Source organism: Planktotalea sp. (assembly GCF_039984035.1).
In the GTDB taxonomy this organism is placed as follows: domain Bacteria; phylum Pseudomonadota; class Alphaproteobacteria; order Rhodobacterales; family Rhodobacteraceae; genus Planktotalea.
This window is the reverse complement of the sequence record NZ_JBDWVM010000393.1, coordinates 1-15,196: the sequence shown is the minus strand read 5'-3', so window position 1 is coordinate 15,196 and position 15,196 is coordinate 1. Positions and strand designations below refer to the sequence as shown.

The following is a 15,196-nucleotide window of genomic DNA, read 5'->3' as shown; positions in this document are numbered from 1 at the left end:
CAAAGGCTGTTTTGGCCTCATTCACCAGCAATTCAGGGAATTTTAGCTCCATTTCATCTACACCCGTATTCTGACGTCGTCGCACACGGATCAAATTTCGCAATCCTTCGACCAAGGGCCATTCATAAGGGGCAGGCACTTGAACGCGCTCGTCCGGGGCAAAATTCAGACGCGCAAATGTGTCATCGGAAATGATTGCAGGCCATGTCGCCCAGCGCGCGCGCCCTTGTCTATTCATCGCAAAAAAGCCGCATCCGGGTGCGTTTTGCTTCATAAACGGGGTCTGCAAATAGAAGGTGCCATAGGCACGGGTCACGAGATTTCGGGTCTTCGAAAGACAAACGCTGCCTGTCGCATATCTCGCATCTTGAACGCTCAACGCCTCTGCAGTTTGTCGCAACAAATGTCGCCCCACCACGACGTCCACATCAAGATACGCAACAATTGACGCCTTGCTCGCAGCATCGCCCGCATTCAACGCAGCCAGCTTGCTGCCTTGTTCCAGTTCGATCACGTCCAACTGCCAACCACGCGCTTTTGCCTGCTCCAAAAACCCGCGCGCGATCGATGCAGTTTCATCGGTGCACCCATTGGGCACGACAATGATCTGAACACCAGCATCATGCACAAGCGGTTCAGAGGCGAGAACAGCCTCCAAACACGGCGCAATGTGCGCCGCTTCGTTATTCGCAGGCAAAATTAAGGTTAATGCGAGGGTCACGGTCTTAAGCTCCGAACGCGCAGATCAAATTGGGTACACACTTAAATATCATTCGGTTACAAAGGCCCTTGTTTACTGGACCACTTCATACTCTGATACCTCTAACGGTTCAATTTGTTGAAAATATGTTGCCGAGGCGCTGTTCTATGCATACCGACACTGATCTCCGTCTGGGCTATCTTGTGCCGCAATTTCCGGGGCAAACGCACATATTTTTCTGGCGCGAAATCGCGGAATTGGAAAAACGCGGTGTTGATGTTCATTTATTAAGCACTCAGCCGCCACCCAAAGGGTTGATCGCGCATGATTGGTCGGCTGAGGCGATAGCGCGCACGACCTATTTAGCGTCAAAGAATCCTTTCGATCTGCTCCGTGCGGCGCTGAAACAGCCATGGATGCAAATTGTCAGGCAGATGCATATCGACGGCTCTTCTGTTGCCCGAGATATCGCCATATGCCTGCCTGCAGCTGTGCGTTTACTGAACTATGCGCGAGCGCATTCTCTTGATCACATCCATGTCCATTCCTGCGCGCGCGCAGCGCTCATCGCAGCCATCTGCAAACATATGGGAGGGCCGACATTCAGCGTGACGCTTCATGGGCCAATGTCCGATTATGGACGCGGCCAGCCGTTGAAATGGCGCGATGCTAGTTTTGCCACGATCATCACGCGCAAATTGGAAGCCGAAGCAAAGTCCGAACTTGGCGACGCTTTTCCAGAACATGTCTACATCCGGCCCATGGGCGTTGATACCAATGTGTTGAAACGCAAAACTGCGTATGTACCTCCTAAGGCCGACGACACCCTAAAGATCTTCAGCTGCGCGAGACTGAATGTAGTGAAAGGGCATCAGAATGCCATGGAGGCTGTGCATCTTTTGGTGCAGCAAGGCATCGATGTTCTGTTTGAAATCGCGGGGGAAGATGATGCCGGAGGATCGGGCTATCGCCGCGTGCTTGAACAGCGCATTATCGATCTTGGCCTTGCGGATCATGTGCGCTTACTTGGTGCGATTGACGCCGATGCGGTAAAGGCGAAATTGCTGGAAGCTCATATGTTCGTGCTCGCCTCTTGGCATGAGCCCCTAGGCGTTGCCTATATGGAAGCGATGAGTTGCGGGGTGCCGACGATCGGCACCAATTCAGGCGGCGTTCCAGAAATGATAACGAGTGGTGAAACGGCTATACTAGTTGAACCAAAAGCACCTGAAGAGCTCGCTCAAATGATCCTAGAACTTAGTCAACAACCCAGTGAACTAAACCGTCTTAGCGTCGATGGGCGCGCGCATATCGTAGCAAATTTTCACGCGGCGCTCGGCGCTGAAACCCTGATCGATGGAATAAACGCGACCCGCTCCTAACGCAGGTCTTCCACCATCAACGCAAGATCTTCGTCCGCTTCGAACCACAGCATTTCAACGTCGATCAGTTCGACATCGACAAAATTGCTTTTGACACGAATGCCATTGGGCAAACGCGAGAACGAATAGGATGACGGCCCCCCCGGCAAAAGCGCCGCATCAAAGCCGCCGCCGCCGTTCAACTTGTCCTTGCCACCCATCGGGTACAGGACATCATCCCCGTCTTGACCCAGCAAAATGTCTGCTTGCCGCGTGCCGATAATTTCATTCTCTCCAGCGTCACCAACAAGTATCCGGCCACCTTCAAAGGCGTTAGGCAAACGTTCTTCCCACCAAGCAGGTGTGCTCGCATTGAACGTCATCAACGCATCCCAACGCGGGTTTTCGTCTTGCAAATGGCGCAAACTTCCCCAGCTGCCGTATTGGCTTGGTTTCGCGACATCGACGAAAGCATTGAACAACGTGCCGTTCGCTGCTTTCCAAGCGGTTAGGATATCGGCATAGAGACCAGCCATTTGTGGCGTGTAATTGAACGCCTTAAAGAACTCGATCAAGGCCTCATTATTGGACCATTCTCCGCTGACAGCGACATGGGTGCCACCCTCGTACATGACCAGACGCAAGCCGTGATCTTCGGCAACTTGGGCCTGTCGCACGAAAATCTCTTCAGTCAATTCTTTCACTGATCCTTGCCGAAGCGCTTGTTCGACACGATTGTTTGCCCCATCAAATTTGTGCTCGGCGATATAGGTCTCAAGCGCGTCACCGGTTAAACCTTTGGTTGCGCCATCATTGGCCGCAATGCGCGCGCTCTCGTCGAGCCACTCAAGAACAGTGGGAGCCTGTTCATCGCTGCCCATTTCGTACCCAAAATATCCGGTAATGGCATAGTCGGTGAAGTAAACGTAGGGCGGCCAGTTTTTGTCTGGGTCTTCATCGACCCAAAGCGGCGCATTGAGCGAAGCTTCTTCCAGACCTAACCAACCCGTGTGCGTACCAATAACTGTCGCGAGACGATCAGATGAAAATTCGCCAAAAACCTCAGCCCAGATTTGTGCCATTTGCGCTGATCGCATGCCGTAGAATTGCATCCAAGCATCATCCCCAGCCTTGCGACCCCAACGTTCTTGCGCCTGCTCACGTGCATAAACTGCCTGCGGAAAGATGAAATTCCACACCTCGTTTGAATATTCGACATAGGCACGCAAATCTTTGCGCAGGGTGCTTTTCGTCAACTCAGCAAACTCGCGGAAGTAAGTATCATCCGCCAAGTGGGGCATGTTGAACCATGGATCAACGCCAACAAGATTGGCCAACTCGATCATCGTTTCCGCAGGCACCCCGCGGCGAATGTAAGAATAGTCCGACAACGATGCGCGTTTGTCCCATGTGGTTGAGGTTGATCCGTTGGTCGACATCCAGTCCATAAAGCGCAATGAGCGTAGATTTTCGATCCGAGCAATCCACGCGGGATTAAACGTGACGCCCGCTGCTATCAAATCAGCATCGCTTTCGCGGTAAAGTTTGATGTTTCGGATATGGTCATCCGCATTGGTTTCTTTAATCGCAATCGCGACGAGACCTTCGGCAGGCGCATAGTCAAAGCGGACTTCATTCCTATTTTGGCGCACGTTCTTCGCTATGCCGCCCACATTCAGCTTGCCCTGACCCTCGTAGGTCAGCACGTAACGCCCGATGAGCGACGTCGCCTCAGCCGGTTGATCGGTGAGAACAAAGGTCTCAAGCGCATGAGCGCCCTCAGGCAGACGCAGCGGCCACCCATTTTCATCCAGATATCCGCCCGATTCGATCGAAGCAGAATCAAAGGCCCCCCATTGATCATCTTTATGACCAACCCACGGACGGGCCGTTTTCATCAGATCAAGGAACGGATGCTGCACAGACCAATCCGCAATTCCGTTGAGGCCCATGGCCAAGGAGGGATCGGAAACTGGTTCTTGATACTCAACCGCTGCGACCTCGCTTTTGGGTGTATCAGTCACAGGCGCAACACTTGGTGTTGTCTCACTGCTCTCTGGGCTGGGTTGAAGCGCAGTTTGCTCGATTGCGTTGAATGCGACAACACGCTCCCAGATCGCATCGCGCACCATTGGAAAGGTCGCGCGCAATTCTGGCGCAACACTACTGGGTGGGCGGAATGCATCAGGCAAGGGTTCATTATAGACGATGTTGTAAGCAACCATTGCCGCCATCAAATACAACGACGCTGTCCCATGCGGTGCATCATCGACATAAAACGTTTCCGCGGGCAGCTCGCTCAGCGCTGTTTCCAACATGACGGATGATAAGATGCGCGAAACGGGAATGAGCGAAACGGACCGATCCGGTACATTGGCTGCGACCGCTGCTGTAAACGCATCATACCATTCGGCGTAATCGCCCACGGCATAGCCATGATAAGCTGCCAGTCGATCTGAATTCGGCGGGAAGCGCCCCGCAACGCCCGCCATTTCGGGCCAGCCTTCGTAAATGTAAAAGCCAATGTTCGGATCGGCAGCACTGGTCCAATCTACCACAGCGTTCGCTGCTTCAATTGGTGAGAGGTTTTCAGCATTCTCACCATCAAATGGCGCATCGGGCGTTTGGTACTGAATGAAGTTTGCGGCAACCATCCACACATTAGTCAGATCAGCATCGCCAAATGATCGTCGCTCACTATTCCATGCGTCTTTCACGCTCTTAAACGACCAATTCGGCTGCGGCGGTTGTGTCCGCATGAAATCACGCAGGAATCCCCATTGCCCACTGAGCGCAAACTCATGACCAGCTTCTTTGGCGATCAACGCCATCCAATGGGGCACCGTCGTTTCGTCGCTATCGCTGAGATGATGTATCAAAGAATTGCCAAACACATAGGCGCGTTCGGTTTTCTCCTGTGCAATCGCAGGCAAAGCCACCAAACTGGCAACGCTCATCGCAAAGGCCAGCAGCCCTCTTCCCAAACTAAACGCCATCGCTTCGCACTCCTGCCGATCTTTTTTTGGGAATATAGACCGCTGGACCACTTATACTAGGGGAATACTCGCATCGAGCGCGCCAGCCTTACGCAGCAAAAGTTCCAATCGTTTAAAACTGTTGCGTGTCCCAAGCCGTTCTTGCGTTGCGATAAAGCGATCAAGCTCTGGAAAGGCCATCACTGCAGTATCAAGGATCGGATCGCTTCCCGCGCTATAAAGCCCTGCACGGATCATCAGGGCATTTTCATCATAGCTGCCCAAAAGCCGCCGGGCGGCGATGATCAAATTATTTTCCTTTTCGCTCGCAGCTTGGGGAAGACTACGTGAGACGGACCGCACAACGTCAATCGCTGGATATCGCCCGCGTTCTGCGATGTTGCGATCCAGAATGACATGGCCGTCTAGTACACCTCGCACAATGTCTGCGATTGGCTCTTCCATATCTGAGCCAGCCACAAGAACCGAAAAGATGGCGGTAATGTCCCCCGTCCCTTCTGGCCCTGGCCCAGCGCGCTCACAAAGCGACATGATCATATGCGACGTCGAGGCCGGAAAACCACGCAAACTTGCCGCTTCACCGCTCGCGACAGCTATTTCGCGGTGCGCCTCAGCAAAACGTGTCACCGAATCCGCGAGAAGCAAAACATGCTTACCTTGGTCGCGGAAATGTTCAGCAATGCTCATCGCAGTTAAGGCGCAGCGGCGGCGTAAAAGCGGGCTTTGATCAGATGTAGCTGTTACAATCACGCTACGCGCCATGCCTTCTGGCCCGAGGGTATTTTCAATAAATTCTCGCAACTCACGCCCGCGTTCACCGATCAACGCAATGACGATGACATCCGCCTGCATATGAGATGCAAAATGTGCCAAAAGAGTGGATTTTCCAACGCCCGAACCTGAGAACAAACCCAAGCGTTGGCCCTGAACGATAGGTAACAAGGTGTTAAACACACCCATCGACGTTTCAAGACGCGCGCCCAATCGTCGTCTGCCCGCTGGATTTGGCACATGCCCTTGGACAGACCGCTCGACAGGTCCGCGCGGTAAAAAGCGCCCATCCATCGGCGCGCCAGAGGCATCAACAACGCGTCCAATCCAAGCATCACTCGGAGCGAGTTTGAGGGGCCCTGAGAGCATCACTTCATCCCCTATGGCCACACCTTCAAGAGGCGCATCAGCGAGGATAATAGTAACGTCTTTTGAAAGACTTAGGACTTCCCCGCCAAGCCGCGCACCTGAGCTAGCGAAGATATCGATCAGATCACCGACCTGCGCAATGCGCGCCAAGCCATCGACGTGGAGCACTCCGCCCCCCACATGGACCACACGCCCAAAGGAACGCGCCGCGTGAATACGGCGAATTTCTCTTAGCAAACCTTCAAGCACTCGCGTTGTCATCAAACTCTCCTCAAATCTCATGAAAACTTTTTCTAAAGGAATCAGGGTTAAGCCTTGGTTGAAGCGAGACAGATTTTTCGACGGAGCAGAGCAACATGTTTCAAAAACTAGGCATTTTCCAAATGGCCCATTCGCTGGCGACCCACGCTGGAAAGCTGCAAGTCGTTGCCGCGCAAAACATGGCGAACGCAGATACCCCTGGCTACAAGGCTAAAGATCTTACGCCCTTCGAGGAAACGGTTCGAACAACGAACACAGGCACGGTTCAAAAGGCTACGCGAGATAGTCACATGAACGGAATGGACATCGATGGTCCAATTCTGGGCCAAGCACAAATCATCGAAGATGAGCACACCTACAGCGACCCCAACGGCAATTCCGTTTCGATAGAAGACGAAATTTTGCGCGGTGTTGTAGCCAAGCGGCAGCACGATCGTGCGCTCGCAATTTACCGCTCTTCTTTGAACATCATTCGCGCCTCGATTGGCCGCAATTAACCAGCTCTTGGCGAAAGGACCAACAGTATGACTGACTTTTCACAGGCACTTTCTATCTCGAGCAGCGGTCTCAAGGCGCAATCTGCTCGGCTGCGGCATGTTTCGGAAAATATCGCGAACGCGGACACCCCAGGCTATCAACGGAAAATCGTGAGTTTCGATCTTTCTCGCGAGACCGGCGAGGTATCACTCGGGCGCTTGTCACTTGACCCCTCAGAGCTGCGTGAAATTTACGATCCCTCTCATCCTCTCGCGGATGATGCCGGCAATTATGACGGATCAAACGTCGATTTGATCATTGAAATTGCCGACGCGCGAGAGGCGCAGCGCAGTTACGAAGCCAATCTCAAGATGCTCGATCAAACGCGGCAAATGTCCAGCAGTTTGATGGACCTCTTGCGCCGCTAATCCACAACCTTCCACGAAAGGAGAAATACTATGGACGTTAAATCCCTTTTTGCCAGTCAGGGCTACGCGGCTTCAAAGCCAGTCACTGAACCGTCAGAGATTGCTCAACCCAACGTCGGAGAAAGTTTTTCCAATACCCTGAAAGACTTCTCTACAACCTTAGCAGAAAGCGAAAGCATCGCCAAAGCTGCGATGACCGGCGACGCAGATCCGCACGCTTTGGTTCAAGCGCTCGCGCAGACAGAGCTTGCCGTTGAGGCCGCTGTGACCGTCCGCAACAAGGTCGTCGAAGCCTATCAAGAAATCCTGCGAATGCCGGTTTGACGCATGAATGAAGCGGTTTTCTTTGACACGTTACAACACGGGCTTTGGGTGGCGGTTATCATGTCTGTTCCTGTGCTCAGCGCTGCGTTGATCGCTGGCGTGACCATCGGCCTTTTGCAGGCGTTAACCTCCGTCCAAGAGATGACGCTCACCTTTGTTCCCAAGCTCGGGGCAATTGTTGTCGTGTTCTGGATGACCATGAATTTCATGACGCAAACTTTGGTCACTTATTTCCAAGGCTCCATCGTTCCCCAAATTATCGGAGGTTGACCCCCAAATGGAAAACGCAAGCTACACAACGTTAACCAGACAATCAGGCCTGATGCGCGAAATGAGCGTTATTGCCAACAATATCGCAAACGCGAACACCACGGGGTATCGCCAGGAAGGGTTGGTTTTTTCCGAGGTCATACAGCACGTCAACGATGCCCCCTCTTTGTCGATGGCAACTGCGCGCGCAAGAGCGACGTCTCTGCAATCAGGTACCTTAACCCAAACAGGCGGCCCCTTAGATGTGGCCATTGATGGTGAGGGGTTTTTCCTGATCAGAACACCCGAAGGAGAGCGACTAAGCAGGGCAGGACATTTTATGCCGAATGCTGCTGGCGATTTGGTGACGCCTGACGGGCATGCGGTTTTGGATGCAGGTGGCGCGCCATTGTTTGTGCCTGCAACAGCGGGAAAGATCACCATCGCCAACGATGGCACCATGAGCGCAGACGGGAATATTTTAGGCCAAATCGGCGTTGTTAAGCCCAGCACAGGCACGCAAATCATCCGCGAAGACGGCGTGCACTTTCGTGCGGACGGGGCGATTGAGCCCAATCTGGATGGCCGCGTGCAGCAAGGTTTCCTTGAAGGCTCCAACGTAAATTCCATGGGGCAAATCGCCCGCATGATCGAAGTTCAGCGCGCCTATGAAATGGGCCAAAGCTTTGCTGATTCCGAAAACGAACGTCTACGCAACGCAGTGCGCAACATCATCAAATAAAGCAGAAAAAAGAGGCACCCATGAGAGCACTAAAGATCGCAGCCACCGGCATGAGCGCGCAGCAGATGCGTGTCGAAGTCATTTCAAACAACCTCGCGAATATGAGTACGACAGGCTATAACGCAAGGCGGGCGGAATTCGCTGATTTGCATTACCAACAGATGTCACGCGCGGGCACAATCAATGCAGCCGACGGAACCGTACTACCAACCGGCGTGCAGCTTGGCCTTGGCGTGCGGCCCTCCTCCGTTTCGGTCTATCTCTCCCAAGGATCGCTATCCGCGACGAACAGCGACCTTGATATTGCCATCGACGGTCAAGGATATTTCGAAGTTACGCTTCCATCCGGCGCATCTGCCTACACACGCGATGGCGGTTTGAAACGCGATGCCGAAGGGTTAATCGTGACCAATGACGGCTACCCTGTAGTGCCCGAAATCGTCATCCCGCCCGAGGCGAAAAGCATCTCGATAAACGGAGACGGCGAAGTTTTTGCCTATTTCGATGAAACCGCCGAGGCGCAATCCTTGGGCGAGATCACCTTGGCAGGTTTTACAAATGCAAAGGGACTTGAAGCGATCGGCAATAACCTCTTCCTAGAGACCGAGGCATCGGGACCATCGAACGTAGCGACACCGGGCACCGACGGTCTGGGCACCTTGCGGCAAGGATATCTTGAGGACAGTTCCGTCGATGCGGTGCGCGAGGTAACGGAGCTGATCGAAGCGCAGCGAGGTTATGAGCTCAACGCAAAGGTTATCACCGCCGCAGATCAAATGCTCGGTGCTGCGACACAGATCCGCTGATGCGTAGTATTCTCTCTCTGCTTTGTATTCTTCACGCACTGCCGGCTGTCGCAGACATGGCTATCGTGACACGTAATGTGCGGCCGGGAGAAATTTTGCTCGATAAAGATGTGATCGTCATTCGCGGCAATGCCGGTGATGGGTTTAGCGAAAAAGAACTCGTCGTCGGTAAAGAGGCGCAAGTGGCACTTTTTGCCGGGCGTGCCATCCTCAAGGAGCAAGTGGCTCCTGCACCGAGTGTCGAGCGCAATCAAATTGTCGAGCTTGTCTACACAACAGGTGTTCTCTCCATGACCACCGAAGGTCGCGCATTGGGGCGCGGCGCAGAAGGGCAGCGCATCCGCGTGATGAACCTCGCCTCCAAGACGTCAATTTTCGGCACCATTCAACGCGATGGCACCGTTCTTGTAACCAAATAAGGAACGCTCACTTTTATGCGCACTTTTATCTTTGCTCTTCTATCGACCGGCGGATTGACAGCCTGCAGCAGTTACAACGAAATCGGAAAGCCGCCCGCATTTACCCCAGCCGTAGAGACGCGCGAACATTCGGCCATGATCTATCCGGGCCTGCCGGATCAAGTCGAGCGTCGCACCTTGCTCGATGATTCCTCGCTTTGGCGCCGTGATCGCAAATCTTTGCTTGGGGATCGTCGCGCCCTGCAGAGGGGCGATATCATGACCGTCGTTATTGAAATCGATGACAAAGCAGAGATTTCCAACAGCACATCGCGATCTCGGGATGGATCAGACAGCGTAAGCATTCCGGATTTCTTAGGTGTTCCGCAACGGGTCAATAAAAAGTGGCCCGATGAAGCCAGTCTAGATCGCGCCATTGATCTGAGCAGTGCCAGTGAATCCAGCGGTGATGGCTCTGTAAAGCGCAAAGAAAAGCTCACGCTGCGCGTTGCCGCCACGATCGTTCAGGTCCTGCCAAACGGGGTTCTCGCGATTGAAGGCTCTCAAGAAGTACGCGTCAATTTCGAGATTAGGGAGCTGTTGGTTAACGGCTTTGTGCGCCCCGAAGATATCTCGCGTCAGAACGAAATCACCTATGATAAGATCGCGTCTGCACGCATTTCCTATGGCGGGCGCGGCCAAATCACAGACGTCCAACAACCGCGATATGGACGACAAATTCTCGAAGCTGTTCTGCCCTTCTAAGAGAGGCCACCATGATTAAGAAATTAATGGCAATTGTTCTCATCCTCGTCTTCGCAGGAGCGGGCGTAGCTGCAGGATTGATGTTCAAGCCAGAAGCGGAAGTAGAGCTCGCAGAAATGGGCCCTTGCGGGGATGATCCCAATGCCCACGCGAGCGAAAAAACTCAGTCAATGAGCGCGGAGATAACGTCTGTTAAGGATGAGAACATTAGCTTTGACTATGTAAAGCTACATAACCAGTTCATCATCCCAGTCATCAAAGGCGATGTAGTGAAATCCGTCGCAATTGTTGCGCTAAGCCTTGAAGTCGAAGCAGGTACAACAGAGCAGGTTTTCGCGGTCGAACCGAAACTGCGCGATACGTTCTTACAAGATCTCTTTGATCATGCCAGCCTCGGTGGTTTTGACGGAGCATTTGCCACGACAGAGAACCTCATCCGTATGCGGCGCTCGCTAAAGGAGAGCGCCGTTGATGTGCTAGGTGGCATCGTAAACGACGTGCTCGTGACCGATATTGCCCGCCAAGATAACTAGGCTTCGCACATGGCTTTGATTTGCACACGCAAGTCAGGTTCTGCAACCGCGCTATCCGCTATAATGGAATGCGCGTCCGAAAGAAGAGTGTCGGGTTCGCAAATCCGATCGATCAGACCAAATGTGAGAGCGTCCTGGGCGGAAATCTTCTGCCCCCCCATCAATATCAACTTGGTACGCGCTGGCCCGATCAAGGCGCTCATGCGCTTTGGATCAGACGGTTGCGGTAAAAAGCCTAGTTTCATGACGGGATAAAAGAACCGTGCAGAAGGCACCGATAGGCGCAGATCACAAGCGAGCGCCATGCCCGTAGCGCCGCCCGCAAGCGTTCCATTCAAGGCTGCAATCGTCATGCAGGGCAAGGCTGCAATTGCGCCAGATAGATCTTCCCAGATTGTCGACACAGCTAAACCGGCGGCGGCCTCTTCCAGATCAGCGCCGGCGCTGAACACTTTGCCCTTACCTGTCAGAATGAGCGCGCGTGCGCCAGATGCGTCGCGCGCAATATCGGTGAGCGCTTGCAGCATATCACCCGTCAGCGAATTTGCTTTTTCTGGCCGATTGATCGTAACAGTGAGTACGCCGTCAAGATCGCTAGTTTCGATCATGACAGACCGACCCGGTCGAGTATGGTTTGGTCGCGGAGTGAAATTTCTTCTCCAAGCCAATCATCTGCATCGCTGCCACACATCCAAGCCAAAGCGCGCGCAGGCCACTCTGCTGGAATATGAACATCCCAATCCAATTGACTTACGGGGTTTATGCCCGAGGATTTGATTTCGCGTTGCATCTGCGTGGCCACTGTTCCAGGGGACAGCCCCATGACGCGAATGCCCTTCGCTCCATACTCAAGATGCGCGTTTCGGGTCAGCATCGCGGCACCCGCTTTGGAACTACAATAGTGCGACCATGCTTCAATAGGGTTATGTGCTGCACCCGAACTTACGGTAATAATATTGCCTTTGCCCGCTTTGATCATCTCGGGCAATGCAGCGCGCATTCCGTAGAAAACACCCGTTAGGTTAATTTCGATCGCCTTCGCCCATCCGGCAGGATCGGCATCAGCGATATGTGAGATCGGTTCAATCACACCTGCGTTGTTGATTAGGGTATCGACGGCGCCAAAGTGCTCTTTGGTTTGAGCGAGAGCAGCCGCCATTTCGTTATAGCTACTCACGTCACAAGGGATCGCTATTGCACTTTCCCCAATTTCGGCGGCAAGCGCTGAAATCTCACCGCTGCTACGCGCAACAAGGGCAACCTTCGCTCCGCGTTCGGCAAAAAGCCGCGCAGTCGCGGCTCCAATACCACGGCTCGCACCGGTAATCAGCGCCACGTTTCCTGTCATATCTTGCATTTTTCACTCCAAAAACAACTGGAAAGTCCTACTCGCCTCCAGAGGCGAGCACTTCGACTTGACGTTGCACCTAGCGCAGCCGAAGCTGCAAGCTGAATTATTTGAATGAGGAAAAATCCTATGTCTCTTCGGACAACAATTTTCAGCACAACTTCGCTTGTATTTTTGGCAAGCACCGCCACAGCCGATGTCACCGCAAAAGACATCTGGAGTGATTGGAAATCTTACATGTCTGCCTTTAGCTATTCTGTCGACGCAAGTGAGGTCATGACAGGCGATACTCTCACGGTTTCTGGCCTCACAATGACTATGCCAATGCCTGAAGATGCAGGCAGTTTTGCGATGACCGTCGACTCCATCGACTTTGTTGAAAACGGTGATGGCAGCGTCACTATGGTCTTCCCGAACGTCATGCCGATGACCTTCGCTGGACAAGGACCAGAGGGCGAAATTGTCAAAGGATCCGTTGAGTATTCGATGCAAAACATGGTTATGCGCGCAAGCGGTGATCCATCAAAAATCACCTACGATTACACCGCTGACCAAATCGGTTTTGCGCTGAAAGAAGTGATTGTCGACGGCGAGACACTACCTGCGGACGCTATAAAAGCATCTTTCACGTCTAAAGAATTGAGCGGCCAGTCTATCATGGTGCCAGGCACACTACGCACCAGTACCCAGTCTATGAGCTTGGGTGAAAGTTCTTACACCGTAAGTTTCAGATCTCCGGAAGGGAATGAGACGGGCACAATCTCTGGCACTCTCGCAACCATCACCTCCAGCGGTGACATCGCAATACCGGATGCAATGGACCCCAATAAGATGGCGGAAACGTTGAACAACGGGTTCAAATTGGATGGTATTGTCGGCTACACGAATTCCAAAACTGAATTCACCGCGACAGATGGCGGCGAAACAATAAGCGGCTCCACCGGTGCTGAGTCCGCCTCAATCAACGTGCGCATGGGCAAAGACGGAATTGAATATTCTGGTGGCAGCAAAGGGACGACCTTGGACTTTGCGGGCGGCGGTATTCCCTTCCCTGTTTCTGCCAAGCTGGGTGAAGTCGCGTTCAACCTTTTGCTGCCAATTTCCAAGACGGATGAACCAACTGATTTCGCTCTTGGACTAACATTTGGTGATTTTGAAACCTCCGAACTGCTTTGGTCTATCTTTGATGCAGGGCAGGTTCTTCCTCGTGATCCCGCAACAATTGCGTTTGATCTAACAGGCAAAGTGAAGTTACTTTTTGATCTACTCGACGAAGATCAGCTGATGAATGCAGCCGAAAGCAATGAACAACCAGCCGAACTAAATGCGGTTACATTGAACAACTTGCTTGTCTCCATTGCTGGCGCGAAGCTGAGCGGAACCGGTGATTTCACATTCGACAATACCGATCTAATATCTTTCAACGGCTTGCCGAAACCAACAGGTGGTATCGATTTGGCCCTACAAGGTGGAAACGGTCTGATGGATAAACTGGTTGAAATGGGTCTTTTGCCACAGGAACAAGCCATGGGCGCGCGCATGATGATGGGTCTGTTTGCCCGTCCGGGAGAAGGCGAAGATAGCCTGACCTCCAAGATTGAGATCAATGAAGCGGGTCATATTCTCGCCAATGGTCAGCGCATCCAATAAAACGCTACAAAATTTAGCAAAAAGGCCGCGATTAACCCGCGGCCTTTTTTGTGCGACCTTGTATCGAGCGCCCCAGCGGTCTACCTCCATTGCAACATGATTGCGGAGCTCAAATGTCTCAAAACCTAGAAGAATTGACCCATGCGCTGATTTTGGCTGCCAAGAAGGCTGGCGCAGACGCTGTCGATGCTATGGCGGTCAAGGGAACTGCGCTTTCTATCGATGTGCGTAATGGGGTTTTGGAACAGGCTGAAAGGTCCGAAGGGATCGATATTGGCCTTCGCGTATTTGCGGGCAATCGTCAGGCGTGCGTCTCCTCCTCCAACACGTCGCAACAAACCATTGACGCGATGTGCGAACGCGCGATTGCTATGGCGCGTGAAGCACCAGAAGATATCTACGCGGGATTAGCGGATGCAGACATGCTCGCCGATGTTAACAACGCGGCCGGCTTAGAGCTCAGCGATCCTAGCGACGAACCCGATCCTGCGGCACTGCAAGAGGATGCAATGGCCGCAGAAGCCGCAGCCATGTCTAAAGCGGGCATTTCACAAGTTCAGTCAGCCAGTGGTGGGTATAGCGCACGCGAAGTGCATCTCGCCGCGAGCAATGGGTTTTCCGGCGGCTACAAACGTACAGATCGCGCAATTTCTTGCGTCGCGATTGGTGGCACTGGTGCAGAAATGGAACGCGATTACGACGGAGACAGTCGTATTTTCCAGTCAGATTTACGCGCAGCCGCAGATATTGGTGCTTGCGCCGCAGATCGCGCGCTCGAACGTATGGGCGCGCGCAAACCGCCAACTGGTAGCTATCCCGTACTGTTCGATGAACGCATTTCATCAACAATTGTCGGTCACTTGCTGAGCGCAATAAATGGCGCTTCGATTGCGCGAGGCTCTTCTTGGTTGCGCGATGCTCTTGGCACCCAAATCTTGCCCGAACATCTGAGTCTGATTGAAGACCCTCATCGCAAGCGCGTTCCTGGGTCTCGCTACTTCGATGCCGAGGGTCTTGC

At 53.1% G+C, this 15,196-nt stretch carries 17 protein-coding genes; 12 read left to right on the top strand and 5 right to left on the bottom strand.

Going from position 1 to position 15,196, the window contains the following annotated elements:
* On the bottom strand, positions 1–721 hold a 721-nt coding region (locus tag ABJQ89_RS17415), incomplete at its 3' end, for a glycosyltransferase (RefSeq protein WP_348497425.1).
* 146 nt (positions 722–867) lie between these two features.
* On the opposite strand from ABJQ89_RS17415, the gene epsE reads away from it, so the two are divergent.
* On the top strand, positions 868–2,082 hold the full coding sequence (gene epsE / locus ABJQ89_RS17410) for an exopolysaccharide biosynthesis GT4 family glycosyltransferase EpsE (protein ID WP_348497424.1): 1,215 nt from the start codon (positions 868–870) through the stop codon (positions 2,080–2,082).
* Here epsE and ABJQ89_RS17405 read toward each other — a convergent pair.
* Together ABJQ89_RS17405 and ABJQ89_RS17400 are read right to left on the bottom strand one after the other, a co-directional pair.
* Positions 2,079–5,057: a calcium-binding protein gene (locus ABJQ89_RS17405; protein WP_348497423.1), complete on the bottom strand. Its 2,979-nt coding sequence runs from the start codon at positions 5,055–5,057 to the stop codon at positions 2,079–2,081. The genes epsE and ABJQ89_RS17405 overlap by 4 nt on opposite strands.
* Before the next feature lie 51 nt (positions 5,058–5,108).
* Positions 5,109–6,458, bottom strand: a complete 1,350-nt coding sequence (locus ABJQ89_RS17400; protein WP_348497422.1) for a FliI/YscN family ATPase — start codon at positions 6,456–6,458, stop codon at positions 5,109–5,111.
* A 95-nt stretch (positions 6,459–6,553) separates the two neighbouring features.
* Between ABJQ89_RS17400 and ABJQ89_RS17395 the strand changes: the two genes are divergently transcribed.
* The 9 genes from ABJQ89_RS17395 to ABJQ89_RS17355 are packed head-to-tail and all read left to right on the top strand — an operon-like array spanning position 6,554 to position 11,180.
* Positions 6,554–6,955: a FlgB family protein gene (locus ABJQ89_RS17395; RefSeq protein ID WP_348497421.1), complete on the top strand. Its 402-nt coding sequence runs from the start codon at positions 6,554–6,556 to the stop codon at positions 6,953–6,955.
* A gap of 27 nt (positions 6,956–6,982) precedes the next feature.
* Complete coding sequence (gene flgC / locus ABJQ89_RS17390) at positions 6,983–7,363, top strand: flagellar basal body rod protein FlgC (RefSeq protein WP_348497420.1); 381 nt, start codon at positions 6,983–6,985, stop codon at positions 7,361–7,363.
* A gap of 30 nt (positions 7,364–7,393) precedes the next feature.
* Positions 7,394–7,687: a flagellar hook-basal body complex protein FliE gene (gene fliE / locus ABJQ89_RS17385; protein ID WP_348497419.1), complete on the top strand. Its 294-nt coding sequence runs from the start codon at positions 7,394–7,396 to the stop codon at positions 7,685–7,687.
* A 3-nt stretch (positions 7,688–7,690) separates the two neighbouring features.
* Positions 7,691–7,957, top strand: a complete 267-nt coding sequence (locus tag ABJQ89_RS17380) for a flagellar biosynthetic protein FliQ (protein WP_348497418.1) — start codon at positions 7,691–7,693, stop codon at positions 7,955–7,957.
* 7 nt (positions 7,958–7,964) lie between these two features.
* Positions 7,965–8,678 carry a flagellar hook-basal body complex protein gene (locus ABJQ89_RS17375; protein ID WP_348497417.1) on the top strand — a complete coding sequence of 238 codons (714 nt, stop codon included), beginning with the start codon at positions 7,965–7,967 and terminating at the stop codon, positions 8,676–8,678.
* Positions 8,679–8,698: 20 nt separating this feature from the next.
* On the top strand, positions 8,699–9,484 hold the full coding sequence (flgG, locus tag ABJQ89_RS17370; RefSeq protein WP_348497416.1) for a flagellar basal-body rod protein FlgG: 786 nt from the start codon (positions 8,699–8,701) through the stop codon (positions 9,482–9,484).
* The gene (gene flgA / locus ABJQ89_RS17365) at positions 9,484–9,903 is read left to right on the top strand and encodes a flagellar basal body P-ring formation chaperone FlgA (RefSeq protein WP_348497415.1); all 420 of its coding nucleotides are present in this window, start codon (positions 9,484–9,486) and stop codon (positions 9,901–9,903) included. Before flgG ends, flgA begins: the two co-directional genes overlap by 1 nt.
* 15 nt (positions 9,904–9,918) lie before the next feature.
* A complete protein-coding gene (gene flgH, locus ABJQ89_RS17360; RefSeq protein WP_348497414.1) occupies positions 9,919–10,647 on the top strand; it encodes a flagellar basal body L-ring protein FlgH in 729 nt (242 codons plus the stop codon).
* Between the two features lie 11 nt (positions 10,648–10,658).
* A complete protein-coding gene (locus ABJQ89_RS17355; RefSeq protein ID WP_348497413.1) occupies positions 10,659–11,180 on the top strand; it encodes a flagellar basal body-associated protein FliL in 522 nt (173 codons plus the stop codon).
* Here the strand turns inward: ABJQ89_RS17355 and ABJQ89_RS17350 are convergent.
* On the bottom strand, positions 11,177–11,788 hold the full coding sequence (locus ABJQ89_RS17350) for an enoyl-CoA hydratase/isomerase family protein (RefSeq protein WP_348497412.1): 612 nt from the start codon (positions 11,786–11,788) through the stop codon (positions 11,177–11,179). The two genes, ABJQ89_RS17355 and ABJQ89_RS17350, sit on opposite strands and share 4 nt — an antisense overlap.
* The gene (locus ABJQ89_RS17345; protein WP_348497411.1) at positions 11,785–12,537 is read right to left on the bottom strand and encodes an SDR family oxidoreductase; all 753 of its coding nucleotides are present in this window, start codon (positions 12,535–12,537) and stop codon (positions 11,785–11,787) included. Before ABJQ89_RS17345 ends, ABJQ89_RS17350 begins: the two co-directional genes overlap by 4 nt.
* 120 nt (positions 12,538–12,657) lie before the next feature.
* On the opposite strand from ABJQ89_RS17345, the gene ABJQ89_RS17340 reads away from it, so the two are divergent.
* Together ABJQ89_RS17340 and ABJQ89_RS17335 are read left to right on the top strand one after the other, a co-directional pair.
* Positions 12,658–14,178 (top strand): DUF2125 domain-containing protein, encoded by a 1,521-nt coding sequence (locus tag ABJQ89_RS17340; protein ID WP_348497410.1) that lies wholly within the window; start codon positions 12,658–12,660, stop codon positions 14,176–14,178.
* Positions 14,179–14,291: 113 nt separating this feature from the next.
* A partial coding sequence (locus ABJQ89_RS17335) for a TldD/PmbA family protein (RefSeq protein WP_348497409.1) occupies positions 14,292–15,196 on the top strand: 905 nt, incomplete at its 3' end.